The organism is Gluconobacter kanchanaburiensis NBRC 103587, assembly GCF_007988905.1.
In the GTDB taxonomy this organism is placed as follows: Bacteria; Pseudomonadota; Alphaproteobacteria; order Acetobacterales; family Acetobacteraceae; genus Gluconobacter; species Gluconobacter kanchanaburiensis.
This window is the reverse complement of sequence record NZ_BJVA01000002.1, coordinates 253,135-278,687: the sequence shown is the minus strand read 5'-3', so window position 1 is coordinate 278,687 and position 25,553 is coordinate 253,135. Positions and strand designations below refer to the sequence as shown.

General features: G+C 58.1%; 14 protein-coding genes. 7 read left to right on the top strand and 7 right to left on the bottom strand.

What is annotated here, in order from left to right:
• Window positions 1-118: 118 nt before the first annotated feature.
• Window positions 119-1,315: an MFS transporter gene (locus GKA01_RS02820; RefSeq protein ID WP_146858997.1), complete on the top strand. Its 1,197-nt coding sequence runs from the start codon at window positions 119-121 to the stop codon at window positions 1,313-1,315.
• A gap of 16 nt (window positions 1,316-1,331) precedes the next feature.
• On the opposite strand, the gene GKA01_RS02815 is transcribed toward GKA01_RS02820, so the two are convergent.
• Window positions 1,332-2,240: a LysR substrate-binding domain-containing protein gene (locus GKA01_RS02815; protein ID WP_146858995.1), complete on the bottom strand. Its 909-nt coding sequence runs from the start codon at window positions 2,238-2,240 to the stop codon at window positions 1,332-1,334.
• 138 nt (window positions 2,241-2,378) lie between these two features.
• Here GKA01_RS02815 and GKA01_RS02810 point away from each other — a divergent pair, with 138 nt between their 5' ends.
• A complete protein-coding gene (locus tag GKA01_RS02810) occupies window positions 2,379-3,347 on the top strand; it encodes a D-2-hydroxyacid dehydrogenase (protein WP_146858993.1) in 969 nt (322 codons plus the stop codon).
• Between the two features lie 15 nt (window positions 3,348-3,362).
• Here the strand turns inward: GKA01_RS02810 and GKA01_RS02805 are convergent, their stop codons facing one another.
• From GKA01_RS02805 to GKA01_RS02795, 3 genes are all read right to left on the bottom strand, one after another.
• A complete protein-coding gene (locus GKA01_RS02805; protein ID WP_146858991.1) occupies window positions 3,363-11,972 on the bottom strand; it encodes a GH36-type glycosyl hydrolase domain-containing protein in 8,610 nt (2,869 codons plus the stop codon).
• A 388-nt stretch (window positions 11,973-12,360) separates the two neighbouring features.
• Window positions 12,361-15,972 (bottom strand): ABC transporter permease/M1 family aminopeptidase, encoded by a 3,612-nt coding sequence (locus GKA01_RS02800; protein ID WP_146858989.1) that lies wholly within the window; start codon window positions 15,970-15,972, stop codon window positions 12,361-12,363.
• Between the two features lie 3 nt (window positions 15,973-15,975).
• On the bottom strand, window positions 15,976-16,854 hold the full coding sequence (locus tag GKA01_RS02795; RefSeq protein ID WP_146858987.1) for an ABC transporter ATP-binding protein: 879 nt from the start codon (window positions 16,852-16,854) through the stop codon (window positions 15,976-15,978).
• 416 nt (window positions 16,855-17,270) lie between these two features.
• Here GKA01_RS02795 and GKA01_RS02790 point away from each other — a divergent pair, with 416 nt between their 5' ends.
• Window positions 17,271-18,452: an MFS transporter gene (locus tag GKA01_RS02790; RefSeq protein ID WP_146858985.1), complete on the top strand. Its 1,182-nt coding sequence runs from the start codon at window positions 17,271-17,273 to the stop codon at window positions 18,450-18,452.
• A gap of 122 nt (window positions 18,453-18,574) precedes the next feature.
• Here the strand turns inward: GKA01_RS02790 and GKA01_RS02785 are convergent, their stop codons facing one another.
• Window positions 18,575-19,573, bottom strand: a complete 999-nt coding sequence (locus GKA01_RS02785) for an arsenic resistance protein (protein ID WP_228119855.1) — start codon at window positions 19,571-19,573, stop codon at window positions 18,575-18,577.
• 222 nt (window positions 19,574-19,795) lie between these two features.
• Between GKA01_RS02785 and GKA01_RS02780 the strand changes: the two genes are divergently transcribed.
• On the top strand, window positions 19,796-21,247 hold the full coding sequence (locus tag GKA01_RS02780; RefSeq protein WP_146858983.1) for a glycosyltransferase family 2 protein: 1,452 nt from the start codon (window positions 19,796-19,798) through the stop codon (window positions 21,245-21,247).
• A 119-nt stretch (window positions 21,248-21,366) separates the two neighbouring features.
• Here the strand turns inward: GKA01_RS02780 and GKA01_RS13570 are convergent, their stop codons facing one another.
• Entirely contained in the window at window positions 21,367-21,639 is a 273-nt protein-coding gene (locus GKA01_RS13570; RefSeq protein ID WP_228119884.1) for a diguanylate cyclase, read from the bottom strand.
• Here GKA01_RS13570 and GKA01_RS13565 point away from each other — a divergent pair.
• Both GKA01_RS13565 and panS read left to right on the top strand, forming a co-directional pair.
• Window positions 21,624-21,779 carry a hypothetical protein gene (locus tag GKA01_RS13565; protein ID WP_167506304.1) on the top strand — a complete coding sequence of 52 codons (156 nt, stop codon included), beginning with the start codon at window positions 21,624-21,626 and terminating at the stop codon, window positions 21,777-21,779. The two genes, GKA01_RS13570 and GKA01_RS13565, sit on opposite strands and share 16 nt — an antisense overlap.
• Before the next feature lie 724 nt (window positions 21,780-22,503).
• Window positions 22,504-23,421 carry a ketopantoate/pantoate/pantothenate transporter PanS gene (gene panS / locus GKA01_RS02770; RefSeq protein ID WP_146858979.1) on the top strand — a complete coding sequence of 306 codons (918 nt, stop codon included), beginning with the start codon at window positions 22,504-22,506 and terminating at the stop codon, window positions 23,419-23,421.
• On the opposite strand, the gene GKA01_RS02765 is transcribed toward panS, so the two are convergent.
• A complete protein-coding gene (locus GKA01_RS02765) occupies window positions 23,396-24,715 on the bottom strand; it encodes an ATP-dependent DNA helicase (RefSeq protein WP_146858977.1) in 1,320 nt (439 codons plus the stop codon). The two genes, panS and GKA01_RS02765, sit on opposite strands and share 26 nt — an antisense overlap.
• A 97-nt stretch (window positions 24,716-24,812) precedes the next feature.
• Between GKA01_RS02765 and tmpT the strand changes: the two genes are divergently transcribed.
• The gene (tmpT, locus tag GKA01_RS02760) at window positions 24,813-25,475 is read left to right on the top strand and encodes a thiopurine S-methyltransferase (protein WP_146858975.1); all 663 of its coding nucleotides are present in this window, start codon (window positions 24,813-24,815) and stop codon (window positions 25,473-25,475) included.
• The last annotated feature ends 78 nt before the right edge of the window (window positions 25,476-25,553 follow it).

The following is a 25,553-nucleotide window of genomic DNA, read 5'->3' as shown; positions in this document are numbered from 1 at the left end:
CCTTTCATACCCTTTCGGCTGATATTCCGCCGACAGGGCGTTGCGCGGAGAGAACAATGTCGGGATTTGATCCGCTTGACAGAAAGCTGCTCGTTCGTCTGATGCCGCTTCTTGTCCTGTGTTTTTTTTTGCTTACATCGATCGGGTCAATGTCAGTTTCGCCGCCGGTGACATGATCCGCGATCTCGGCCTTTCAGGGACCGCGTACGGTCTGGGAGCCGGGATTTTCTTTATCGGTTACGTCCTCTTCGAACTCCCGGGCAACTATATTCTGGGGCGTATTGGAGCTCGGACCTGGCTGTCCGCCTGCATGATTGCCTGGGGAATTGTTTCGGCGGGCATGGCATTTGTTAGTACCGGTCCGCAGTTTCTGGCCATGCGTTTTGTGCTTGGAATCGCGGAGTCAGGATTTTATCCTGGTATCCTCGCGTTCCTGATGCAGGCCTTCAGGCCAAACCTGCACGCGAAAGTCGTCAGTTATCTGATCGTCGTCATCCCGGTCGCAAGTGCGATATCCGCATTGCTCGCAGGTGCCATTCTCCATCTGGCTGGGACATGGCATCTGCAGGGATGGCAATGGCTGTTTCTGATCGAGGGACTGCCTTCTACTGCGCTGGGTGTCTTGCTCTACATCTGTCTACCTGAGCGGCTGGAGCAGGCCAGGTGGCTGACAGTGGACGAGCGCGCTCTCATGACACGCCGTCTCGCTGATTCCGGTCCGTCCCGACAGTCTCGCGCGCTTCGGTTCTATCTTGGTGCCTTTACCCTGCCTGTCGTCTGGAAAATTGCGACAGTCTTTTTCTGTATTTCGTTCGTCAGCGGGACGATCCACTTCTGGCTGCCGCAGATGATTGCTCATACCGGTTTTTCGCGTCAGGCTGTTCTGCGTCTGGCAACCATTCCGTATTTTGCGGGGGCGGTGGCTCTTTTGATCTGCGTGAGACGGACACAGATCCGAACGGATGACAGACGTATTCTGGCGGCGTTGATGATTGCCTGTCTTGCACTGGCAGGCATAACGCTCACTCTTTATCCCGTCTTGCAGGGCGTGTTGCTGACGGTTGCGACGGCGGCCCTCTTTGTGATTCTGGGACTGATGTGGGGACTGCCGGGCCGTTTCCTTCAGGGTGTGCAGGCGGCTGCGGGCGTGGCGCTGATCAACTCTTTCGGCAATCTGGGGAATTTCTTCGGTCCGGTTATTTTCTCATATCTCGCCGGATCTAAGGCGGCTTATCTTCACGGTCTGCTGGCCGATGCTGGCGTTCTGGGTGTTGCCATTGTTCTTTTCTGGAGACTGACACAAAGACGGACGTAGTGACTACGGTAAGGGTTTATACCGCCTGTATGTCGCTGCCTGCTTTCTGGTTCAGCAGGCGGCGCATTTCCCCCAGAAAAGTGCGTGCCAGACGTGTGAGGGAGCGGTTTTCCGCCCAGACGGCAGAAGCTGCAACAGGGATGGAGGGGGAGAAACGACGCTGAACCAGTTTGAACTGTCCGGCCGAACTGGCCGTCAGAGGATCAACCACGGCGACGCCTACGCCCTGATCCGCCAGCACACAGGCCGTCAGACCGTATCGGACTTCCGCCACGAAACTCAGCTCGATATTTTTCTGGTCATAAGCCTGATGCAGTGCGGCTCCGAGCTTGGTTTCCTTCTCCAGCGCAATCAGCCGGTGCTGTTGCAGATCGTGAGGGGTGATGACCTCATAAGCCGCCAGAGGATGCTCGGGCAGCATGACGCAGACCATCTCGCCTTCATAAAGAACCTCGGAGCATAGTCCTGGTCGTTCCGCGAAGCCGAGAATGAAACCCAGTTCCGCTTGGTGGGTTTCGATACTTTCCAGAACTTCTTCATAACGCCGGGTGTCGAAAAACGTCCGCACGCGCGGGCGACGGATCTGCATTTCACGGATTGCACGCGCCAGAACGCCATAGCCTACAGGTGGTGTCGCAATCAGGCGAAGCTGGCCTGCCTTGTTGTCCCGGATATCCTTGATCCGGCTTTCAAGCCTTTTATGCGTCTCAAAGATTGATTCCGCGTCCGCCAGCAGGATTTTCGTCTCGGGTGTTGGAAAAATCCGGTTGTTGACCCTCTGGAAAAGCGCAAAGCCGACCTGCTCTTCCATCACCTTGAGGGCATTGCTGACTGCGGGCTGTGACAGTCCGAGGGCGTGACCGGCCGCGACCGTGGTGTTGTAGCGGACGATGGCACGAAGAATTTCAAGCTGTCGGAGATTCACTGATAACCACCACGAATAGTCTTTGCCCGATTATTATATTCGCATACAGAATAAGTCGCTAGCGGAACATTGCCGGGATTCGTATCATTGCGTATCCAGTTCCTATCGCTGGATATCCAAGCCTTGCAGGACGACCCGATGCCGTGGATCTCAGACCGCCCCAGTTTTGTCTCCGCCCATCCGATTTACGATATCACATCGGCCCTGCCGCCTGATGCGGCGGTCGTCACGTCCCCGCATGCCTTTACGGAAGAAGACCTCCGCCCCCTGCTGGCGAAGGCCGAGGTTCTGTGTATTTCCATGATGTGGCGGGATGAATTCCTGGATTTGACGCCGAACCTGAAAATGATCCAGTCCATCAGCTCCGGTGTGGACCATTTCCCCGCGGAACGTCTCAAAGCACGTAATATTGCCCTTTGCAGCGCAGGTGGTACCAATTCGCGGTCAGTGGCGGAGCATACGCTTGCGCTCCTGCTGAACATTTCGCGCCGTCTTTATGCCGCACGCGACGATCAGAAGGCCCATCGCTGGAATCCGCCACGCTATGGCAGTTCAGAACGCCAGCAGGAACTGCTGGGCAAGCGGGTCGGGATTATCGGTTACGGCAAGATCGGCAGTACGATTGGCGATCTGTGCCGTCTGCTGGGTATGGCAGTGATCGCCATCCGCAGATCTGCGCCGCAGACGACGCAGGAAGATGGTGTGGAGACTGCGCTTTACAGCGATCTGCCGGAACTCCTGCCCGAGCTTGATTTCGTGATCCTGAGCTGCCCTCTGACGGCCCAGACCGAAGGCCTTGTTGATGTCCGGTTTCTGGAGTGCATGAAGCCCACGTCATGGCTCGTCAATGTCGCACGCGGACGCGTGGTGCGGGAAGCGGATCTGATCTCCGCTCTCGAAAAGGGTGTGATCGCGGGCGCAGCTCTCGATACCTTTGAAAAGGAGCCACTGCCGGCAGACAGCCCGCTCTGGGACATGTCCAATGTGTTGGTCACGCCTCATAACGCGGGAGACAGCGAACGATATGCCCCCAATGTTGCCGATCTCCTGTTGCGGAACATACGCAATCTCGAAACAGGCAATCCCCTTGTGAACCGTATTGTCTGAACGCTTTTTTCGTCCTCATCCCGATTTTTTAGGGCCACCGTTCGGGGACATGAGCGTGCAGTCCAGACGATGCGTCAGTCCGTCGTCCTGCAAATGGGCAGGCGCACCGTGGGGCAGAGAGGCTCCATCAAGGACCATCAGGATGTCTCCGTGGCTGATGTGGTCGGGATTCAGCACGGTGATGTCGTATGTCGCCGTCTTCCACCGAAGGCGGATTTCATAGGACGGCCATGCAGACGGAATATGGGGTTCGATCGACAGTCTGTTTTCCTCGATTTTCACGCCCAGCAGGATTTCCGTTCCGACGCGCTGCATCCATCCCGCAGAGCCCGTATACCAGGACCATCCGCCCCGCCCGACATGCGGCGTTGAGGAATAGACGTCCGCGACGACGGCATAGGGTTCGACCTTGTAACGGTCGGCCGCTTCCTGACTGCGGGCATGGTGCACCGGATTGATGGTCGAGAACATTTCATGGGCTGCGTCTCCCTCTCCCAGAAGGGCCGTCGCCATGACCGTCCACAGGGCCGCATGGGTATACTGGCCTCCATTTTCGCGGATGCCCGGCGGATATCCGCGGATATAGCCCGGATCGGGTTCGGATGTGTCGAAAGGCGGTGTGAGAACCATGATGATTTCCCGCTCCAGATCCACAAGCTGCTGCCAGACTGCCTGCATGGCCTGTCGTGCGCGTTCGGGTGATCCCGCTGCCGAAATCACGGCCCAGGACTGGGCGATCGCATCGATGCGTCCTTCCCGGTTCGCGCTGCTGCCCAGTGGCGATCCGTCATCGAAATATGCCCTGCGGTACCAGGCTCCGTCCCATGCGTCTTCAAGGGCCGTTTCGAGGTCCCGCAGGGTCCGTGTCCATGTCTCGACATGCTCCATGTCATTCCGTGCGCGGGCGATCGGCAGGAAGGCCGAGAGTGCCGCATGGGTGAACCAGCCCAGCCACACACTCTCGCCGCGTCCCGCCTCGCCGACGCGGTTCATGCCATCGTTCCAGTCTCCGGTTCCCATCAGGGGCAGGCCGTGCGCGCCCCTGCGGAGACTGTGATCGAGCGCCCGGACGCAGTGATCGTAAAGGGGCGTCTTCTGGTCCGTAATGCCGGGCTGGAGGAAACGCTCGTGCTCGTCGGCATCCAGCAGTGGCGCCTCAAGGAAGGGAAGCTCCTCGTCCAGAACAGCCGTGTCACCACTGACACGGACATAATGGGCGACGGTATAGGCCAGCCAGGCGCAGTCATCCGAAATTCTGGTGCGGACGCCATTGCCTTTCTGCGGCAGCCACCAATGCTGCACGTCCCCTTCGGGGAACTGCCGTGAGGCTGCCCGCAGCAGATGGGCCCGCACCTGCTCCGGCGCGGAGAGGACGAGCGACATGCCGTCCTGAAGTTGATCGCGGAATCCGTAGGCGCCGCTGGCCTGATAGAAACCTCCCCGTGTCCAGATACGGCTTGAGAGCGACTGGTACAGCAGCCAGCCATTCAGCATGACGTCCATTGCCCTGTCAGGCGTTCTGACCTGTATCGTTCCGGTGATCCTGTCCCACATTCGCCGCACGTCGCGCAGGACAGCCTCCAGATCCGCCGTCCGGTACTGGTGAATCAGGGCGCGCGCATGGGATTCGTCTCGGCCCTGACCCAGCAGGAAGATGATCTCGATGCTTTCACCGGCTTCAAGGGTGATGACCGTCTGCAGGGCGGCGCAGGGGTCGATACCGGCGCCGACAATGCCGGACAGCGGGCCGCCGTGTACAATGGCACGGGGTGCGGACAGCGAGCCGTTGCGCCCGATGAAGCTGCTTCTGTCATCCGTTGCCGAGGTCTGATGGCCTCCCAGGTCGGCAAAGGCGACCTGCTCGCCGAATGTCTCGCCCCATTTGTTGCGGACCAGAAGGGCGCCTGTTTCGGCATCCTGCTCCGTGAAGACGAATGGCGCGGTCGTGCTACGCGACTGCCCCAGCACCCATTCGCTATAGGTCGTCACGCGCAGTGTCCGGGCCTGTGCCGACGTGTTCGTCAGAGTCAGCCTGCTGATTTTCACGGGATCTTCCGGCGGAACATATTGAAGCAGGGTTGATCTGATCCCGTTGGCCTGACGTTCGAATTGGCTGTAGCCCCGGCCATGGCGGCAGACATAGACGGCGTTCGCATCCGGGCAGACGGCGGCAAGCGGAGACCAGAACTGACGGTTTTCCTCGTCGCACAGATAGAGCGCCTCTCCGGTCGGGTTGACGACCGGGTCGTTCGACCAGGGGGTCAACTGGTTTTCCTTGCAGTTTTCAGCCCAGGTATAGCCGCTCCCCTCCGCCGAGACCTGAAAGCCGAAATGTGGACTGGAGACGACATTGATCCACGGCGCCGGGGTGCGGATGCGACCACGGATCACGACTGCATATTCGGTTCCGTCGGACGTAAAGCCGCCATAGCCGTTTTCCATCTCCAGCGCCGGCAGCGCAGGGTTTTCCTGCGGTCCGTGATAGGGGCGGTTCACGCGGATCTCGCCGCGGGAAATCCCCGCTGAAACGCTGCCCGAAACGTCTAACGAAGCACCCGGCAAGACGCCGGACACTGTGTCGGCGCGGCGCAGAAGCGACAGGTGTGTCAGCTGCTGTTGCAGGCTGCCACCTTTGCCTGTCAAAACGACGGCGGCGACCGAGAAGAGCAGATCCCGCACCGTGTCCGACATCAGTCCGCCACGCAGCAGGCGCACGGTTCCGTTCTCGCCTGATGACCGTGCCAGCGCTTCCAGGGCATGCTGCAGATCCTGGGCATAGGATGTCGGATGATCGTTCAGGATGACCAGATCGAACGCCAGACCTTTCAGCGTTAGATAGCTGTGGGCCGTCAGCACGGTACGTGCCAAGTCGAAATCCTCATTGCCCGTGACAACTAGCAGAAGGATCGGCAGGTCGCCCGAAACGCCCTGTCCCCACAGATCGGGCTGTCGGCCCGCGCCGCGTTTGATGCGGGCTGGAGACGAGCGCAGGGCCGGACCTGGAAACAGCAGATAACCGGCAAGGTGCTGGAAAAGGTCCGCCTGCTGGGGCTGGATGTCCAGATGGCGCAGATGGACCTGCGCATGGGTCCAGGCAAGGGTCAGGGCCCGGTCCAGATCGGCGTCGTTGCGGTGACGCTTGATCCCCTGCATGAGGGCCTCGCGTGTCGACGCCACGAGGGTCCAGAACGAGACATGCCGCGAGGACCGTGCGGGCAGAGTCAGTCTGCACCGTGCGGCAAAGACGGGATCAAGCACGGTTCCGGTCGAGCCGGACAGGGGACCGCCTTCTGCCAGTGCGGCAGGCGTCCGCAGGTCCCGTCCACGCCCGATGAACCGGGCGCGATCGGTCTCGATGGACAGGCTGCCCCCTCCCACGACCAGATGGGCGGCCCAGATATCGGCTTCGGTCGGGTTTCTTTTCCGGCGGGTTGCGAGAATGGCGCGCGACGCAGGCAGATACTCCGTCTGCACGAACATTTTCGCAAAGGCCGGGTGGCTGGCATCCATGGCGGGCGGGCACAGCGCCAGTTCCACATAGGAGGTCACATCGATCTCGATGGGCGAGGCCCCGGCATTGCGGACGGAAATCCGGCGCAGTTCCGCGTCATCCTCCGCCGAGACCAGCACTTCCATCGTCGTTGTCAGGTTGCCGTTTTGGCGGACATAGGTTGCCCGGTCTTCCCGGAATTCAACCTCATAGCTTTCGGCAGGAACTCCGCAGGGCTGGAGGGCAGCCGTCCAGAATTCGCTTTTTCCGATGGGCTGGAGGTAGATATAGCTGCCCCAGTTATCGAGAACCGGATCGCGCTTCCAGCGTGTGACCGCCTGATCGCCCCAGCGGCTGTAGCCCGATCCCGCGGCGGTCAGCATCACGCTGTAGCGCCCGTTGGACAGAAGCTGACAGACGGGTGTCTCCGTATTCGCGCCGTGAAGGTGACGGCCGCCCGCATGGACCTGCGCGGCTGACGGCGGCGGGGCGAATTCCTCTTCCCGCAGCGGTGTCGTGATGGCCCCTCCTGTCGGAGCGCGCTCCTGAAGAAGAAGTTCCGCCGCGCCAATGATGGGCTCGGCATGGAAACGGGCGCGCATTACGCCTTTGAGAACCGTATCGGCGATCGCCAGAATGGACATGCCCTGATGGTGCGCCATATAGGACCGGATGACCGCGACCGGCTGTTCAGGCTGCAGGCGGATTTTGGTGTAGTCCAGAGCCTCGTAAAATCCGTAAGCCCCCTGTGCGCCCACTTTTTCAAGAGCCTTGAAGTTCTCGGTCGCCAGTGTCGCATCCACCATGGTGGCCAGAGCCGTGGCATAAGGGGCGATGACCAGATCCTGTGCCAGACCCCGCCTCATTCCCAGACCCGGAACGCCGAAATCGGAATACTGGTAGTTATAGTCCAGATCGCGGGCATTGTAGGCGGATTCCGAAATACCCCACGGAACGCCTCTGAACGCTCCGTATTCGACCTGACGGCGCACGATCTGGCGGCTCGTTTCTTCCAGAAGGCTGTCGAAAGGCGCGGCCATGACCAGCGACGGCATGAGATATTCGAACATGGACCCCGACCATGACACCAGGGCTTCGCCATGACCGACGGCGGCGAGGGGACGTCCGAGACGGAACCATTCGCGCGCCTGAATGTCGCCTTTCGCAATGGCGAAGAAGACGGCCAGACGGGCTTCGGAGGCCAGCAGATCATAGCAGTTGCCGTCCAGAGTGCCTTCGTTGACGACATAGCCGATCGACAGGAGTTTGCGGTCGGAATTCCTGAGAAAGGCGAACTCCATATCAAGGGCCAGCTGTCTTGCGCTGGCGGCGATGGTTGCAAGCTTCTCATGCAGCGTAGCGCTGGCTTCAAAGTCCCGGCGTTCGCTGTGAATGCAGTCCTGCGCGGCATGCAGCCAGAACAGAAGGTCTTCTCCCCCCGTTGCGCCGGATGCAGTGTTTCCGGCCAGATTCTGACCCTGAATCTGCCCTTGGCTTTGCCCTGTGCGGCGCTGTCGCAGATGGACCAGTTCTTCCGCACGGCCGATCAGCATCTGTACCCTGTGCGCAAGCGTAAGCTGGCTGGCATGACCGTCCTTCATGTCCTGAAGGAGTGAATCCAGAAGTTGCGGAATTTCGGACGACCGGAAGATGTCGCGCCCGGACGTCACTTCCTCGCAGGCGAGTGTCAGGGCATCACGGACGCCCTCTCTCCATGTATCGGATTTCCGGCCTTTCTGGATCCATTCCTCGCACGCGCTGGCGAGGGTGATCAGATGACCCGCGAGATTGCCGCTATCCACGGTTGAAACGTAGATCGGGGGCAGGGGGGAAAGATCGGTGGTGCTGTACCAGTTATAGAAGTGCCCCCTGAACCGCTGGAGTTTCAGCATGGTGTCGAGAGTGGCCCCGAGGCGGGTGGCGGCATCGCTCACGCCAATCCAGCCAAAATCACAGGCGGCGACGACCGACAGGAGGTAGAGACCCATATTCGTCGGCGATGTCCGATGCGCCACGAGCGGTGCTGGATTTTCCTGAAAATTGTCCGGCGGGAGCATGTGATCGGTATCGGTCACGAACGTTTCAAAGAACCGCCATGTCCGCCGGGCCTGCTGGCGCATCAGAACAAGCTCCGTCTCCGAGACTTCAAGCCGCCGGGCCGACACGCTGTACTGGCTTGCTTTCCATGCGATCGCCGGTGACAGACACCAGGCGAGGGCAAACGGGAGGATGATCATCCAGTCAGCGGGCGGTGCAACGAACATCATTCCCGTCGCCACAACGCCGATTAGGACAGCACTGCCCATCTGCAGGAAATAGCCCCTGATTGCCTCACGCGGCGCTTCGGCTGCCTGCGCCGCCGTCACCCACTGAAGGAGATTTCTGCGCGTCACGAAAACGCGTATCAGGGTCCGGACGATCGCATCCCCCATCAGGCACGCCTGATCCGCCAGAAAGGCAAAGCACAGCACTGTCGTCTGAACCGTGCGGACGAAATCGACTTCCAGAAGGGAAAAATAGGTTGTGAACGTTTCGCCGCGTCGCCGCCTTATCATATCCACCAGAAGCGGGAGTGCGGCGGGTATCGCGATCGTCGCGACAATGAACAGGCTCCAGACCAGTGCGTTGTGAAAACCCAGAACCCATCCACCGAACAGGGCTGCGACCGACATCGGGGCCGAGAGGCTGCGGCGCAGATTGTCGAGCATTTTCCAGCGTGCGATGCCGGTCAGCGGGCGCGTTCTGACCTTGATGGTCGGAAAGCGCCCCATCCATGAAAAAATCCACGGCAGAAGCTGCCAGTCTCCCCGTGCCCAGCGGTTGAGACGGGCGACCGACACTAGATAATCCGTCGGATATTCTTCGATCACCTCGATATCGGTCACAAGACCGGCGCGTGCGAAAACGCCTTCGAACAGATCATGGCTCAGAAGGGTGCCATCCGGTACACGCCCGGCGAGGGCCGCTTCGAAAGGATCGATTTCGTAAATCCCTTTGCCCGCAAAAGACCCTTCCGCAAACATGTCCTGATAAAGATCTGACACGGCGGCGGTATAGGGTTCGATTCCGTTCGGGCTGGAGAAAACACGCTGGAACATGGTGCTCTGCCGCGCCTCTGGCAGTGAGGGCGTCACCCGGGGCTGAAGAACGGCATAGCCTTCCACCACGCGCCCTTCTTCGGGGTCAAAACGCGCGGTGTTGAGGGGATGGGCGATCTTGCCGACCAGCCGCCTGACGACTTCATGCGGCAGGCGGGTATCGGAATCCAGCGTTACGACATAGCGCACGTTCTGTGGAATGCTTTGTCCGGGCAGGGGGAAGAAGCTGGTATCGTCTGCTCCGCGAAGGATGCGGTTGAGTTCATGCAGCTTGCCGCGCTTGCGCTCCCAGCCAATCCATTTTCCTTCACTCTGGCTCCATTGGCGCCTGCGATGGAGCAGGATGAAGCGTGTTCCCGCACTGCCCGGATCGTAGGTGCGGTTCAGCGCGGCAATTTCCCGCGTGACGACGTCGAGGAGTTCCTGATCCCCCTTCCGCGTCTCGGTCGCAGAGTCGGTCCAGTCTGTCAGAAGTGCGAAATAGATCTCCCCATCGCGGCTGGCGAGATAGTGTTTTTCAAGACGTCTGACCATGGCCACGATCGAGGAGCGTCGCGTCAGAAGGGTCGGCACCACGACGATTGTTCGCAGATCGGGCGTTACACCGTTGCGGAGTTCCAGTTCGGGCAGTTCTGAAACCCGGATCGCCCACATCAGGAAACGGTTCACCGTGGCGACGACAGGGTCCGTCGCGGGAATGAAGCCGAGCACCACGAGGGCAAGCGCCGTGTGGCTCGAAAGGGTGCCGTTCATGAGCGCCAGGAACGCGGTCAGAAACAGCAGCGTCAGAAGCGTGACGGCAAGACTGTATCCCGTAATGCCGAGGCGCCGGCATATCTGCCCAACCTGCACGCGCAGAGGCGCCCTGTATCCCAGTTCTTCTTCAAGCCTCGGGCGCCCCTCGGCCAGAAGATAGTAGCCGGGGTCTGCCCGGCGCGCATCGGCAGCGTTGTCCTGTCTCGCCACCGCTGCGAGGGAGGTAACGCGGGTCGCGATTTCACATTCCGTATGAGCAGACCCCTTGGCCAGAACCTCAACAGCCCGGCTGTAGAGATTGCGGGTCGCGGCGTCCATTTCCGGGAACCTGTCATTGCGCAGTAGAATGTGGATGACCCGGCTGGTTTTTTCGAAAACATCATTCCAGTCCAGTGTTGAAATGATGCGGGTACTTGTGACGATGTTGCGGATGGTTGCCGTTATGATGCTCTGTTCCTGAAGTTCGTCATGAACGGCGCGGTCTATGTCCGTCCCTTTCTCCTTCAGGATTGCCTCCAGCCACATAAAAGCCGGGTCTTTCTGTGGGTCGCGTCCTTTCAGACGGTGCGAAAACTGGACGAGGAACGTCTGGCTCAGTTTCTCCGTCTCTATTCTGGAGAGGGTCTGCATGATTTTCGTGTGGCTGGGTTGCAGCTCCGAAAACAGCGTATCTGCAAGGGTGTTGGCCTGTTTCTGGTCCCGGAGCGTCTGGCAGATTTTCTCCGCGACACGACGCAGGTTCTCGATCAGTACGATCCGGATCTGCGCAGGAATGGCCCAGAGTTCCCGGATCAAAAGAGCCCTGTTGTCCTGATAGGAATTGAGAAACTGGCATATCGTTTTCTGGTCGATATGACTGTCCGTATCGGACACCAGAACCCACGCAATCTCAAAAGCTCTTGGAAGTCCCGTAAAAGGACCGCTGGAAAGCTCCGGCAGGTCTTTGTAATAGCCGGCTGGAAGATCGAATTTTATTTTCTCGATCTGGGCGGCCATCAGATAATAATTATCAATCAGCCAGCGCCCCGCAGGCGTGATGTCTTCCGAGTTTTCTGAAGCCTGGGACAGAGCAATGTTCGCGTCCAGCAGAATGCGCGCATTGTCGTCCAGTCGTTCAGACAGGAGACGACTGCGTCGGCCTGGGCAGATATCACCATGGATCGTCGCCAGGCTTGCCGCATGCTGGAGAAGCCGTTCTTCATTCAGAATATCGGAACGGATAATTTTTCCGCCCTCAAAACGAAAGGTGCTGGCTACAGTTTTCCTGAAAATACTTGTCATTTCCGGGCACCCTTTCGGCGGCTTATATCCGCCAGCTCGCACGTGAACTGAAAAAGGTCTTCTGAACGACTGTTCCGATACTGTGGCTCAGGACGCGATGGCCTTTTGATTGCACAGTAATTTTGTTGGTTATTATTATGAATACGGACCGATCCGTAATGATGCGGTTCCGTTCCCTGGAGCACTAACGCGTCATTCGTGCGACGGTTATCAACCGTCTGAAAACTTTTCCGGGAGGCAGCTACGGGAAAGAGCGCCGGGCGTCATGTCTGCAGGAGGCGGATGCGTCTCCTCGGCAGAATGACGATTTCTGGACTGACATAGTTTTCACGGTTGATGACGGTCAATGCCCGGCGCAGCGGAGCCCTTGACCGTCATCAACAGGTTTTCAGGGGGTTGTCGTGACGGCCCGGATGTTGTCATCCGGATTTCGGTCAACCATTTTGATGTAGGGGTCGATGCCTGCAAAACTTGGAGCATGGTCAACCGTGAAATGCAGGGTGTTGTCCCCGGTGTGAATTGGCAGACGCTGGAACAGCAGAACGTTTTTCCTGTCGAATGCCGCCTCTCCGGGCATGGAGGTGAACAGTCCGATGTCGACCGGCTCGTCCAGGGGCGTTTCCGTTTCACGACCTTTGCCATCGGCATACAGTTTTTTTGCCGAGACTTTCAGCGTCACGTCGAACCGGCCGTCCGCACGTCTTTTGCTGGTCGCCGTGAGTGTCCTCAGGTCGTAAAGCGTGATCTTTTCGAAAAGATCGGAGATAAGCTGCTGGGCTCTGGCGTTTTCAGGCGCCATCTGGCCGGCCTGTGTCCGGAAATCTCCGATCAGATCCAGTGATCGCGGCCATGGTGCGCCCTTGAAGCGATAGTCGGTGAGAAGCTGCCGCAGGGCGGCGTTGACTTTGTCTGGGCCCAGCCTGTCCTGAAGCAGATACATCACGACCGATCCTTTGCGGTAATGGATGTACTGCTGGTTCTCGACCCTTTCGAGCGGCTCCTCTTCCAGTCGTTCCGATCCGCGCGAACGCAGGTAGCTGTCCAGTTCGTATTTCAGGAAGCGGCGGATCTTGTCCGGGCCATACATCTCCCGCATCGTCATCAGTGCCGAATATTGTGCGAGCGTTTCCGAGAGCATGGTCGAACCTTGCATGTCCGCCCCGACAACCTGATGCGCCCACCACTGATGGCCGAGTTCATGCGCTGTGACATAGGTCACGTAGTCGATATTGTCAGGATTGGAGAGATTGGCGATGAAACCGATCCCTTCCGAATAGGGAATTGTTCCCGCAAATGCCTGTGCAAACGAGGCGTAAGCCGGAAATTCCAGAATGCGGGCATAATGGAACTGATACGGGCCGAAATTCGGTTCGTAATATTTCAGTCCAGCCCGGAATCCGTTCAGCATCCGATCGACGTTCCAAGGGTGATGCGGATCGTAATAGACGGTCAGGTCGATCTTGCCCTGTGTACCGTCGAACGTGGCGTGACGCTCGACATACCGGGCAGACTGAACCGCGAAGAAGTTAAGAACCGGTGCGGACGTGACGAAGCGGGCCGTGCGGCGTCCGTCATGGGTAACGTCGGAGACGCGGTCGCCGGGGGCGATGGGGGTCTGGTCCGCATCTGTGGTGACGGTGATGTCAGCCGTTGTCCAGCCTGCGTGGATATAGTTCTGCGCCTGTGCGGACCGGTCTTCCAGCTTGGCCATGCGCAGTTCCGGCACGAGCCCGTACTTTCGCCTCTTGACGCGGTCCTGGAGCAGACCATCACGGGTCATGCCGATTGTCGGTGCGAAATCTTCCTTGTTGACAAAAGTTCCGTTCGGGAAAATGCCCAGATTGGTATCGGCCGAATTGGTGAAGCCGCGCTGGGAGCGTTCTGTGCGAAAATCCAGTCCGATGCTCGCGCTGGGAGCAAGAGGCTGTGACAGCTTGTAAATGCGATAGCGAAAGCGCGGATAGTCGCGTTCCAGCGTGGCATTTGCAATCCTCAGATCGAGTAGTCTGGTCTGTTGGGTCTCCATCCGTACATGGATATGATCGATCGGGACAGAGAGATGGTTGGTCAGCTCGTAATGACCCGTCACGGTCATCGCGGGACCCTTGGGATGGATGTCGATATCGAAGCGCAGAGCCGTAACATCAGGCTGCGGTGTATGCTCGTAGGCCAGAAGGGCCTTTTCGTAATCGGCCATGTAGCGGTCACGCGCATCGGGTGTGCGATAGTCGTTCCAGACATGTGTGTTGATGAAGATGAACACGCCGAGAGCAGCAAATCCCGCAAACGCCGTTCCTGCGATAAAAGCAGGCGTTCCCCTGAGACGCTGCGGCAGGGCCAGCAGTCGGGAACGCAGGGTCATGGCGGCGCCTCGCCGCCACAGCAGATGGCACAGGACGATCAGGATGACCGCAAAGCACATCCAGTAAAGGTTACAGACAAGGACACCTTTCCAGAAGGTACCCGCCCCGTTCATGTCCGAAAGCGGCATGCCCGGTGTGCGACCGTAATTATAAAGAATATCATCCAGCCCGAGGGTCCCCCCAACCAGGCGTAGGACCATGTAAAGGAACATGAGTCCCCAGCCGACGAATTTTTGGGGCGAAAGGACCTGAAAGAACACGGCCAGAATGGATATCAGGACTGTCGAGACTGTTGTCGGCAGGACGAACCACAGCAGGTAATGGACAAGCTCCAGATGGGTATAGCCATGGGCGAGCTGATAAATCACCGTGACCACAACCCCGACAGCCAGTGTCGTAAACAGGACGATGGCGATGGCGGGGATCTTGCTCAGGGCGAAGATCCAGCCCGGAACCGGAGCCGCGCCCACGAGCTCCTGCATTTTGCGGTCCTGCTCACGCCAGACCACTTCTCCCGCATAGAACGCTCCCATGATGACGGGAATCATGGAGAACGCGCCCTGAAGATGCTGGATCATGACCCGGGTCACGGGCCAGACGGGCGTCCCGTACATTTCGTCAAGATCCACGAGGCCGCCAACCGTATTGACGATGCCGAGCAGCAGAAGGATCACATAGGCCGGACTGCGCATGACCTGACGGACTTCGAAGCGCAGGCGCGTCAGATACTGAAGACGGCGTGTGGCGCTGTTGAAGCAGGGGCGAGGGAGTGCATGCGGGCTGAACGCGCTGGGACTCTCGACAGAATCCGATTTGCGTTTCCGGGAAAACCGGCCCTGCCGGCGGGTGAAACTGAAAAGACATGCCGCCAGCCCCAGCAGGGCGAGCCCGACGCCACACCAGATGACACGGTTCCACAGAAGGATGCCGCTGAGCGGGACGGCGAGGGTATTACGCTCGACAGCCGTCCAGTAGCGGGTCGCCAGATCGGTTGCGCCAAAACCGAAAGGTTCGAGATAGCCGAATGTTTCTTCCAGACGCGGCAGTTTGCCGATCATCGTGGTGGCAATGCTCCACAGCACCATCAGGATCACCGCAGCGACATAGGATCCCATCATGGAACGCGTCAGGGTGGCGGCCGCGAACATCATCGCACTGACGAGAAACAGGTTTGGAACGGCGATCAGGGCATAGGTCTGGAGATTGGCGGCGAGGGACAGGGGACCCAGCGTATCAGGGTCCACCCAGGGCATCAGCGAACCGAGCAGCACGCCCAGCGGAACCGACAGGAACAACAGACAGCAGGAGACGAAAACGCCCAGAAACCGGCCGAAAATATAGGGAAGGCGCCTGAGCCGTGTGGCGTAGAGGATCTGGCCGAACCCCGTCTCCTCATCCCGGATGACGGCATTGGCCGCGGTGGCGGCGCAGATGAAAAGTGAAAAGACGGAAAAGACCTGCTCAAGCTGCGCTACTGCATACGGCGCATTTTTATGGACATTGCCACCGCTGCCGATCTGGAGCGCCGGAACGGTCATGCACAGGAAAGTCAGGGTGAAGAAGATCAGTGCGCAGACCCAGAAGGCTGGGCCACGCATCTGGTAGCGGATTTCGAACCGCGCGATACGTCCGAGCATTGATCAGGCACTCCGGCGTGATGTGTCGAGCGTACGGAAATAGACATCCTCAAGACTGCCTTCCATTGGTTCGAAACCCGCGCCGGGATCGCTTTCCGCTTCGACGTGAATCACCGTGCGTCCGGCGAAAAGGCGCACGGCGATGACCCGGTATTCCTGTTGATAACGCTCAAGGTCCTCGCGGGGAATGATCCTGCGCCACAACCGTCCACGGCTCTGTTCGATCAGGGTCTGGGGCGCACCGTCAAGCAGGATGCGACCGCCCGCCAGTACGGCCATCCGGGGGCACAGATCGGCCACGTCCTCCACGATGTGCGTGGATAGGATAATGACGACCTGTTCGCCGACTTCCACCAGAAGGTTGAGGAAACGGTTGCGTTCTTCGGGGTCCAGCCCTGCCGTCGGCTCGTCCACGATGATAAGGGAAGGCTGTCCCACCAAAGCCTGTGCAATGCCGAAGCGCTGACGCATGCCGCCTGAGAACCCTGCGACCGCCTTCTTGCGGACTGTCCACAGATTGACCTGCTGCAACAGCGTCTCGACTGTTTCTTTTCGCTCTCCGCGGCCTGTAATACCTTTGAGGACAGCAAGGTGATCGAGGAGATCATAGGCCGAGACACGCGGATAGACACCGAAATCCTGCGGCAGGTAGCCGAGGGTTTCCCGCAGTTTTTCAGGCTCACGCAGAACGTCGAAACCATCGAAGGTGATTTCGCCTGAGGTGGGTGTCTGAAGGGTGGCGATGGTGCGCATCAGCGTCGATTTACCGGCGCCGTTAGGGCCGAGCAGACCGAACATGCCGCGGCCAATATCGAGAGAAACACCATTCAGAGCCTGGGTCCCGTTGGGGTAGGTCTGAACAAGATCTTTGATGTGGAGCATGACGCCTGTCTCGTTTCGATTTGTTTCTATGCAGGTAAGGCGCCTGAAGAGATCTGTGCAATCATTTTTATCGAATATCCGTAAACAGGACTTAAAGTTTCACGAGGTAATTTCGGTCGATTCGGGGCGGAATATTTGAGGATTTCACGATGGGTTCGCTTTCGCGGGGTACGTCTGATGAACAGAGAGGGGCAGGGGGCATGACGCTTGCTGCGAATCCGATTTTCAGAAGCTAAAAAGGAAAACGAAATAGGTTATAAGTATCTGAAAAAGGATAACATTTCTGGCTATGGGTGTGCGCCTGGCCGGGAAAGGCTGGAACCGGCTGAATTTTTGGGTTCCCGTCATGCCGCCAAAATGCCAAAAGCCCCCGCGTTCGGGACGCTCAGGTCGCCGTTCCATTCAGGAAGTCCGTCGTGTTCAAAACGCTTTCCGGTCCGGCGATCGCGGGGCTGTGTGCCCTGTTCGCCTCGACCTTCATTGCGGTGACGACCGAGGTTGCGCCGGTCGGCCTGCTCATTGACATGGCCAAGTCCTTTGAAATCACCGAAGGGCATGCCGGTCTTGCAGTCAGTGCATATGCCCTGCTCGTAGCATTCGGCGCCGTGCCCATTACGATTGCAACGAGCCGCATGGATCGCAAGATGCTCATGCTACTCTGTCTCGCGGGTTATGTGGTCTCGAACCTGATTTCCGCCATGGCGCCGAGCTTTGGCATCCTGTGTTTTGGCCGCGCCATCGGGGGGCTCGCCCATGCGCTCCTGATGTCCATCGCAGCACCCTACGCCGCGCATCTGGTTCCCGAGCGTATGACAGGGCGGGCCATTTCCTTTGTTTTCGGAGGAACGTCTCTCGGCTCGGTTCTGGGTGTGCCCGGAGCTGCGGCCATCAGTCATTTCGCAAGCTGGCGGGTGGCGCTGTATGTCATCGCGGGACTTGCGGCGATGCTGACCGTCTTCATCGCGCTGTATCTTCCGGCCGTCCGGGGCGCCGATACCAAGGCTCTCAAGGTTCCGGTCCTCCGCTCACCACAGGCTACGCGCATTTTTGGTGTCGTGATCTGTGTCAACGCGGTTTTCTTCTTCGCCCATAACCTGCTCTATACTTATGTCTCACCCCTGCTCCTTGTTCATGGATTGCCTGAGCATTTGCTGAGTATTGCGCTTCTCGTGACGGGAGCTGTGAGTATCTTCGGTCTGTGGGGCGCGGGGCAGGTTGTGGACCGTTGGCCGGCGGGGGGGCTGTTTGGGGGCGGTGTCGCCATGTTGATGGGTATGGTTCTGGTTTATGGACACCTGTTGCCCGCATGGCCGAGCGTTGCGGCAGTTGGCCTGTGGTGTATGGGCTATGCAGCCATCATTCCCTTCGTCATGTCCGGCGCCATCCGTGCCAGGGCGACCAGCGCGGACGTCGCCGGGGCTGCCATCAACAGCAGTAGCAATTTCGGTATCCTTCTGGGGTCAGCAATTGGCGGCCACCTTCTGAGCACTCTGGGCTTTCCGGCCCTTTGCCCCGCCGCCATCGTTATCACGTTGGGCGGGATACTGCTTGCGGCATTCAATCCCGCCGCATTTCCCAGAAGGCTCCAGCACGACTGATTCTGCGTCATGCCTAACCGATCAGGTCCTTCTCCTTACTTTTCGCGTTCGGCCCCGACGAAGGCCCACGGGGACAGGGAATGAATGGTCTGTCACTCTCTTCAGGCACGGGACTGATCTGATTACGCAGGCTTCCTGGGCTTTGTTCCAAATCCGGGGATTATCTGGATGAAGACAAGCTCGGCGCCAAGCTCCACCATGGTCTGGGCCACGATGATCGCTGCCAGAAGGGAAGAGATACCGGAAACCCCCAGTGCAAGTGGGAGGACAACGAGGGAGTTGCGGCTTCCCGCGCTGAAGGCCAGGGCACGCCCCGCAGGTGCGTCCAATCTGAACAGTCTGGAGAGCCCCCAGCCCAGACATGGCGCAAGTGTTGCGAATGCGCCATAGACGGGTAGAACGCGCAAGATGTTTGCCATGTCCTGATCCAGGCGCGGCAATATCGTCAGAGTAACCACGAACAGGACAAGCGCTGTGGTCGCTACGGGCAATAGACTCAGAACTGGTGTGACATGTCGTATCGTCGCAACGCGTTTTGAGCCTTCCTGAACGCTCCAGGCAAGCCCAAGCGGTATGACGATCAGCCAGATAAAAGCGTGAAGGAACGGTCCGGCCTGAAACAGCCGCGAAGCTTCGCTGCCAAGAAAAAGATGCAGCCCCAGAGGAAGCATCAGAATCTGCATGGCCAGAAGACAAGGTGTGGAGGCCAGTAGAAGGGCAGCGTTTGCGCCGCCCATCCGTGCAAATGTCACGACCCAGTCGATGCAGGGACAGAGCAGCACCATAAGAACACCTGTCCGGATAGTTTTTTCCGCGGGCACGAAAGGAAGCAGGAGGGCGACAAGCAGAGGAATTGCGACAAAATTTGTCACCAGAAGCGCCACGAGGAATCGCGTTTCCCGGAGCGTCAGGGTCAGTTCATTCAGCGGAACCTGAAGAAATGTCGCGAAAAGCATGACGGCCAGAAGCGGATCAATGAGAGCCGGAGGAATCCGGACGCCCGGTGTCAGGACTGCGATGCTGACAGCGAGAAGCAGCCCAATAAAGTATAGGGCGATCTGATGCTTTTCCAACGCAGCCTGAAGCGACTCCACAGACTGGATATTTGCCCGAATTTTCAAGGGCTATCCATTTCGAATGATTTCTACCAATCGTTGGCAGGATGCAGAGCGGGGCCGGAGAAAAAGAAATTCGGCTGACTGTTTCAGAGGGTGGGGAATGTCAGTTTTTTCCTGTCTGAAAATTATAAGCTCCGGGTGGTAGCGGGTGATTTGGCTAATCTCGAGCAAGGATGTAATCTGTGGCGGCATAGTGTTAGCACCATCAGTAACAGGGCCTTCGTCGTGAAAAAAGATACATCTGCAATAGTGCTCTTTGTGAAGGACGAAGCCCACGACATCATGGCATGGCTGTCATGGCATATCTCTTTGGGATTCAACAAGATATTCGTCTATGATGACCATTCGACCGATGGTACCTATGAAATAGCCAAGTCCTGCGAGGGTATCTACAATGTAGAGGTTTTCAGAACCTCTCTTCTCGAAGGTAATTTCTATTACAGGCAGCGTGACAGTTATTTTGACGCTATTCGCCGGGCGACTGGGAATTATGAATGGATCGCCATGCTGGATGGCGATGAATATATCAGTATTGAAAAAAGTGGCGATATTAACGCGTTTCTGGGGAGGTTTGGTGAGGATGACACCGGTATCGCCCTGAGCTGGTGTATCTATGGAAGCTCAAGCCGCGTCCTGAAAGACAAGGTGCCGACCTATCAGGCTTTCAATCACAGATCCACGCCCGCGCTTGATGACAACACGCTCGTTAAAAGCTTCATTAGACCTGAAGCCTGCACTTTTTCCTATGAAAATCCTCACAAATATGTCCTTTCTCATGGACGCTATGTGGACGCGCTGGGGCAGCCGGTTGACTGGCGGCCGGGCGCTACAAAAATCGTTTTGTGGGAGGGGGCCAGGGTCAATCACTATATCTGCCGGTCCATGGAGCATTTCATCGGCCGTATTAAACGGCGCCTGGGCTCGGACCTGTCGAACAGTACTGTCTACTGGTCACATTTTGACCGGAATGATGTCTATGACCCGCAGGATCGGGCTCGTATAAACGCGGCCAATAAGGTCTATGCAGCGATCAAACAGGCTGTTTTCCAGTATTCGATAAACAGTTTTCTCGTCAGGGGAAATGCTCTGGAAGACGGAAGAGAACCCCTTGCCCCGGCAAAGAAGGTAGAAGTCTTCCATCTGAAAAGCTTCCATGGCGATTACCTTTCCTTGAACAATATTGATGGACATCTTGTACAGGGCGAGGGATTTGAGAGGATCGTTGCAGCAGTTCCCTATGATGGGTCCAAAGTCTGGGTTTTCCGGAATCCGTTGCTGTATTCTTCCAATGTGCGCTTCCATATCCATCACTCTGCGCAGGCGGGGTACTGCTACGAATTCGAACGTGAGTCTTTTGATGGAGGCGAAGGTTTCTTCATAAAGTCCCCGGTAACCTGCAAATATATGACGGCAATTCCTGGTTCGGTTGGTGGGGACGTCGAGTTCTCAAGAGAAAGTGGGTCCGAATGGGAGAAATTTTACTTTGCTGAAAAGGTCGCAGAGCTGAATTTCTTTGGTGAAGCCGATTACTCTGCTTCGGATATGATATATTATATCTTGAATTCAGGGGGAGCTTTTTCCTACGAAGAATTCATCCTGAAAATTTCCACTTTCAAAAGCGCTGACGCCCTCAATATTGCCCATCTGCTCGGGCCGCAGATTCTGTCCATCATCTGACAAGTCGGGGAGGCGTCCGTCCGGGATCAGGTCTGGGGATTACGAACCGTTCGGGCAGCTTCCTGGGAGAGGAGGGAAATGGATGTTTCTGTTCTGCCCGGGCAGCGGGCTACACGGTTTCACCCAGCTTGTTTGGCGTCATAGAGAGCATTGTCCGTCATTTCCAGAAGCTCGGTCCGGGTCATGCCGTTGCCATGACAGAGCGCTGCTCCGATATTGAGTCTTGTCGTAAGGCCGCCGCCCGCGATTAGGTGCATCTCGGTTGAAAAGGTGCTTCGCAGGTGTTGAGCAGTGGCAAGCAGTTCTTTCACGGTGTCGCCTGGGAAAACAACCACGAATTCATCGTCACCTACTTGGGAAAGACGGTTTTGGGGGAATGAATTTCTGTACAGACCCGGCCGATGGCAATAACAATCTGATTGCCGATGGCATTGCTGTAGCGGATAACGGGCCAGACCACCTCCGCGTCGCTCCCGACAGGAATTGGTTTCCAGAGGCACAGCCCGGCGATAACACGTCGAAAGACTGCTGATATCCGTATTAGCCTGAGCAGATTGCACTTTTCTGGGGTCCGGATTGTGACAATTCTTTTCCGGTTGCCGGCCGCAAGACATTGCTAGAATCCCAGCCGGAACGAGGTACTGGTCGCACAACTCTATTCTGTGCGTTCTGGCCGCCGGGAATGGAAAAATGAGGCTGCGCGACAGAGTAGTACGGAATTAAAGCCGGAAAATTTCGGATTTGGCGGGCATCCGAGCATAATCCGGAGAGTCTGCTATCCGGCGTTGTAGGCGATGGCCATGAACATGTAGTGCCCACAGGCAGCCAGGCCGATGCAATGAAGAATAAGGTGGAAAGGGCCGGCAGAAAAAAAGCGCCGAATCATACGCCATCCCTGACCATCTTCTCCCGGCGAATTCCGCCAGAATGAAATGAACACTCAGCGGCAGGAAGACAGCCTCACTCCCCCCATAGGGTTCGTAATCAGGGGTCATGGATGGCGTATAATCCACCAGACAGGCCGTACAGGTCGCTCCTGCATAAACAGGAAGATGGTGTCGAATTTCTGTCTGTAGTAAAGACACCCTGATCTTACTGGCGCTTTAATAGTATTTTTCAGGGTGCGTCTTTCCGGCCTGTTGCAGTTCCGGGGGATGACGGAGCATTCCGGGAGCGGCATAAAGGCGATCTTTCATCTTCATCCAGACAGGTCGAATGTCCGTCGAAAAATTTTCCTTACTCAGGTCATCCGATAGATGACGCGTCTGTTCCCGCTTTGGGCCATTGTGGTGTCAGGCTTTGCGCTGGTGATGCCCGCTCCCTTCCTGATGCTGGTGCCAGTCATTACGCCGCTTCTTGCGTTTGTGATGTTTACGATGGGAGTGTCTCTGACCCCCGCCGATTTCGGACGGATCCTCCGTCGGCCCGCGCCGGTTCTGGCAGGTGTGGGGCTGCATTATTTTGTCATGCCGCTTGCCGCATGGGGGATCGCACATCTGCTGGGGCTGTCGCCTGCACTGATGACGGGCATGGTTCTGGTCGGGTGTGTGTCGAGCGGAACGGCGTCCAACGTCATGATCTATCTGTCGCGCGGGGATGTGGCGCTTTCGGTCAGCATCAGTGCGTTTTCAACGCTCGTCGGGATCGTGGCGACGCCGCTTCTGGTGCAGTTCTATGTTTCGGCAGGCGTTGCGGTGGATAGCTGGGGGCTGTTTTGCAGCATCCTGACCATGGTGGCGCTGCCTGTTCTGGCGGGCGTTGTGCTCAACACGTTTTGGCATCGCGCGGTTCGCCGGGTTGAGCCTGCACTTCCGCTGGTGGCCATGGTGTCTATCCTGCTCATTATCGGGTCGATTGTGGCGGGTGTAGGGCCGTCTTTGAAAGAGGCTGGTCCGATCATGCTTCTGGCCGTCGTCCTGCATAACGGAATCGGGCTTCTGGGGGGCTACTGGGGCGGACGGCTGCTCGGTTTTGACGAGAGTGTCTGCCGGACGCTTGCGCTGGAAGTCGGAATGCAGAATTCCGGTCTCGCCGCGACCCTAGGGCGGCTTTATTTTTCTCCTCTGGCCGCGCTGCCGGGCGCGGTTTTTTCCGTCTGGCACAATGTTTCGGGGTCCATTCTGGCGTCGCTCTGGGCGTCGCGGCCCATCAAGCGGAAAGACCCGCCGTGTTGACAAGGAACACCATATCCGTCGCGCGCGTAACAGCCACATAGCAGAGCTGCTGCGTCTCCAGCGGGTTCTGGCGGGCGCGGCGGCCGATGTCGCCGAGATCCACAAACACGTTTTTGAACGTGCTCCCCTGTGCGGTGTGGACCGTCATGGCATAGATCGCCTGAAGCTGGAGCAGGGCGTTGTGAAAAGCGAAACGGTGACTCCAGCGTCGGTGCTGCTGTTTCGCTTCCTGCACCAGTCGCCGGTCCACGGCCTCCAGATCCTTCGGGTTTTGCACGATATGGCCAGTGATTTCCTCGCCTGCCATTGTTAGTAGCGTGACTTCCCATGATGCCAGATCGGCCACCCAGGCTGGAACGTCCTTGCACAGCTCGAACTTGTAGGACAGCCGACCGGGCCTGATGTCCATGACGAGGACTTCCTCGTTCGTGGCGATCGCCTGACGGGGCCCGCTTTCTTCCTGCTGGACGGAAAACGGCGCGCGGGATACGACCCGCTCGCCGGGCATGAAAGGTGTGGGCGTCTCGCCGCCATAGCGCCAGAGCCGGACCATCCGGTTGATCTGATGCACCCGTGCATTCGTCCAGCACAGATAGCGGCACCAGTCGTTATCGGCGTTGAACGCGTCGGACAGGAAGGCCTTGCGGACCCAGCTTTCCACATCCTTGGGCAGGAACAGGCCGGTCTGTTCCTGACGGGCATCGCGGACCCAGCTCCAGTCGGCTTCACCGCCCTGACTCTGACGGATGAGGGTCGCGGCTTCGAGGATCGGATTGCCGGCCGCCTGTCGCACCACGGTGTCGAGATGAGAGCGCGAGGGCACGGAAAATGAAGGAGACGCAGCTTCGCCCACTGGCGGGAGCTGGGCCGGGTCGCCCACGAACAGCACGAAGCAGTAACGCAGCAGATCGCGGATCCAGTTCATCAACTCCGCTGAGAGCATCGAACATTCATCGACAATGACGATGCCATCGGCAATCGTCTGCGGCCGTTTGGAGCGCACGAGTGTGCTGGTCGTGCCCTGGGAGGACGGCTGAAGGCTCAGCAGGCTCTGGATGGTCCGGCAATCGACGTCCCGATCGACTTTCGAACGCAGGACAGCGGTGGCCTTGTGGGTGGGGGCTGTGATGACCACCACTTTTTTCTCGCCCATGAAATGCCGGGCCACGGCCTGCATCAGCGTCGTTTTGCCGCTGCCGGCATATCCCGTCAGAAGATGCGTAGGCCGTCCTGCGGCATGTGCGGAAATGATTTCATCAAGCGCCTGCCGCTGGGAGGGGGTGAGCATGACCATGAGCGGCTTTTCTCACATTTTCCCGACACATACCATTGTCTCGCCAGCAGAACCCGGCACAGTCTCAGCCGGGAAAAGCAGGAAGCAAGCCGGACTTATGGACGTAAAATCGAATGCCGTTTTCTGGCAGGAAAAATGGGAGCGCGGCGAGACGGGCTTTCATGAACCGCAGGCCAATCCGCTTCTGACCCGTCATATTGCGGCGCTGGATCTTCCAGTGGGAGCGCGGGTTTTCGTGCCTCTGTGCGGCATGAGTCAGGACATGGTCTGGCTCGCGGAGCAGGGCTTTCACGTGACCGGATGTGAGCTGAGCGATATCGCCGTGCACCGGTTCTTCAGCGACTTCGGCATTACGCCCGACATTGTGGATGCAGGACCGTTGTGTTGTTTTTTCGCCGGGAATATCCGTATTTTTGCAGGCAATATTTTCGCTCTGACGCCCGATTTGCTCGGCCCGATGGACGGTATTTACGATCGTGCCGCGCTGATTGCCCTGCCAGAAGAACTGCGTCGGGCCTACGCTGCTCATCTCCTATCCCTGACCGGCCCGGTTCCCGAACTCCTCGTTACGCTTGACTACGACCAGTCCTGCCTGAAGGGACCGCCTTTTTCTGCCAATGAGGCGTTCCTGCGTGAATGTTATGGTCAGGTCTATGTGCTGACGCTTCTGGAAAGCCGGGCTGTTGAAGGCGGACTGAAAGGACGGTGTCCGGCGTCTGAAAACGTCTGGCGCCTAAGCGCACTTCCGGGATCGTCCTGACCTTCATTCCGCGCCCATGCAGGTCTGGGCCAATTTTTTGTAGAACTCGGCCAGAGGCAGGGTGGTCGGCAGGACGGC

Bases quoted from the DNA above. Each gene is read 5' to 3' on its own strand.
- panS (WP_146858979.1), top strand. From the start codon at position 22,504: ATGACGCGTCTGTTCCCGCTTTGGGCCATTGTGGTGTCAGGCTTTGCG.
- GKA01_RS02800 (WP_146858989.1), bottom strand. From the start codon at position 15,972: ATGCTCGGACGTATCGCGCGGTTCGAAATCCGCTACCAGATGCGTGGC.
- GKA01_RS02795 (WP_146858987.1), bottom strand. From the start codon at position 16,854: ATGCTCCACATCAAAGATCTTGTTCAGACCTACCCCAACGGGACCCAG.
- GKA01_RS02810 (WP_146858993.1), top strand. From the start codon at position 2,379: ATGCCGTGGATCTCAGACCGCCCCAGTTTTGTCTCCGCCCATCCGATT.
- GKA01_RS13565 (WP_167506304.1), top strand. From the start codon at position 21,624: ATGAATTTCTGTACAGACCCGGCCGATGGCAATAACAATCTGATTGCC.
- GKA01_RS02805 (WP_146858991.1), bottom strand. From the start codon at position 11,972: ATGACAAGTATTTTCAGGAAAACTGTAGCCAGCACCTTTCGTTTTGAG.
- GKA01_RS02765 (WP_146858977.1), bottom strand. From the start codon at position 24,715: ATGGTCATGCTCACCCCCTCCCAGCGGCAGGCGCTTGATGAAATCATT.
- tmpT (WP_146858975.1), top strand. From the start codon at position 24,813: ATGGACGTAAAATCGAATGCCGTTTTCTGGCAGGAAAAATGGGAGCGC.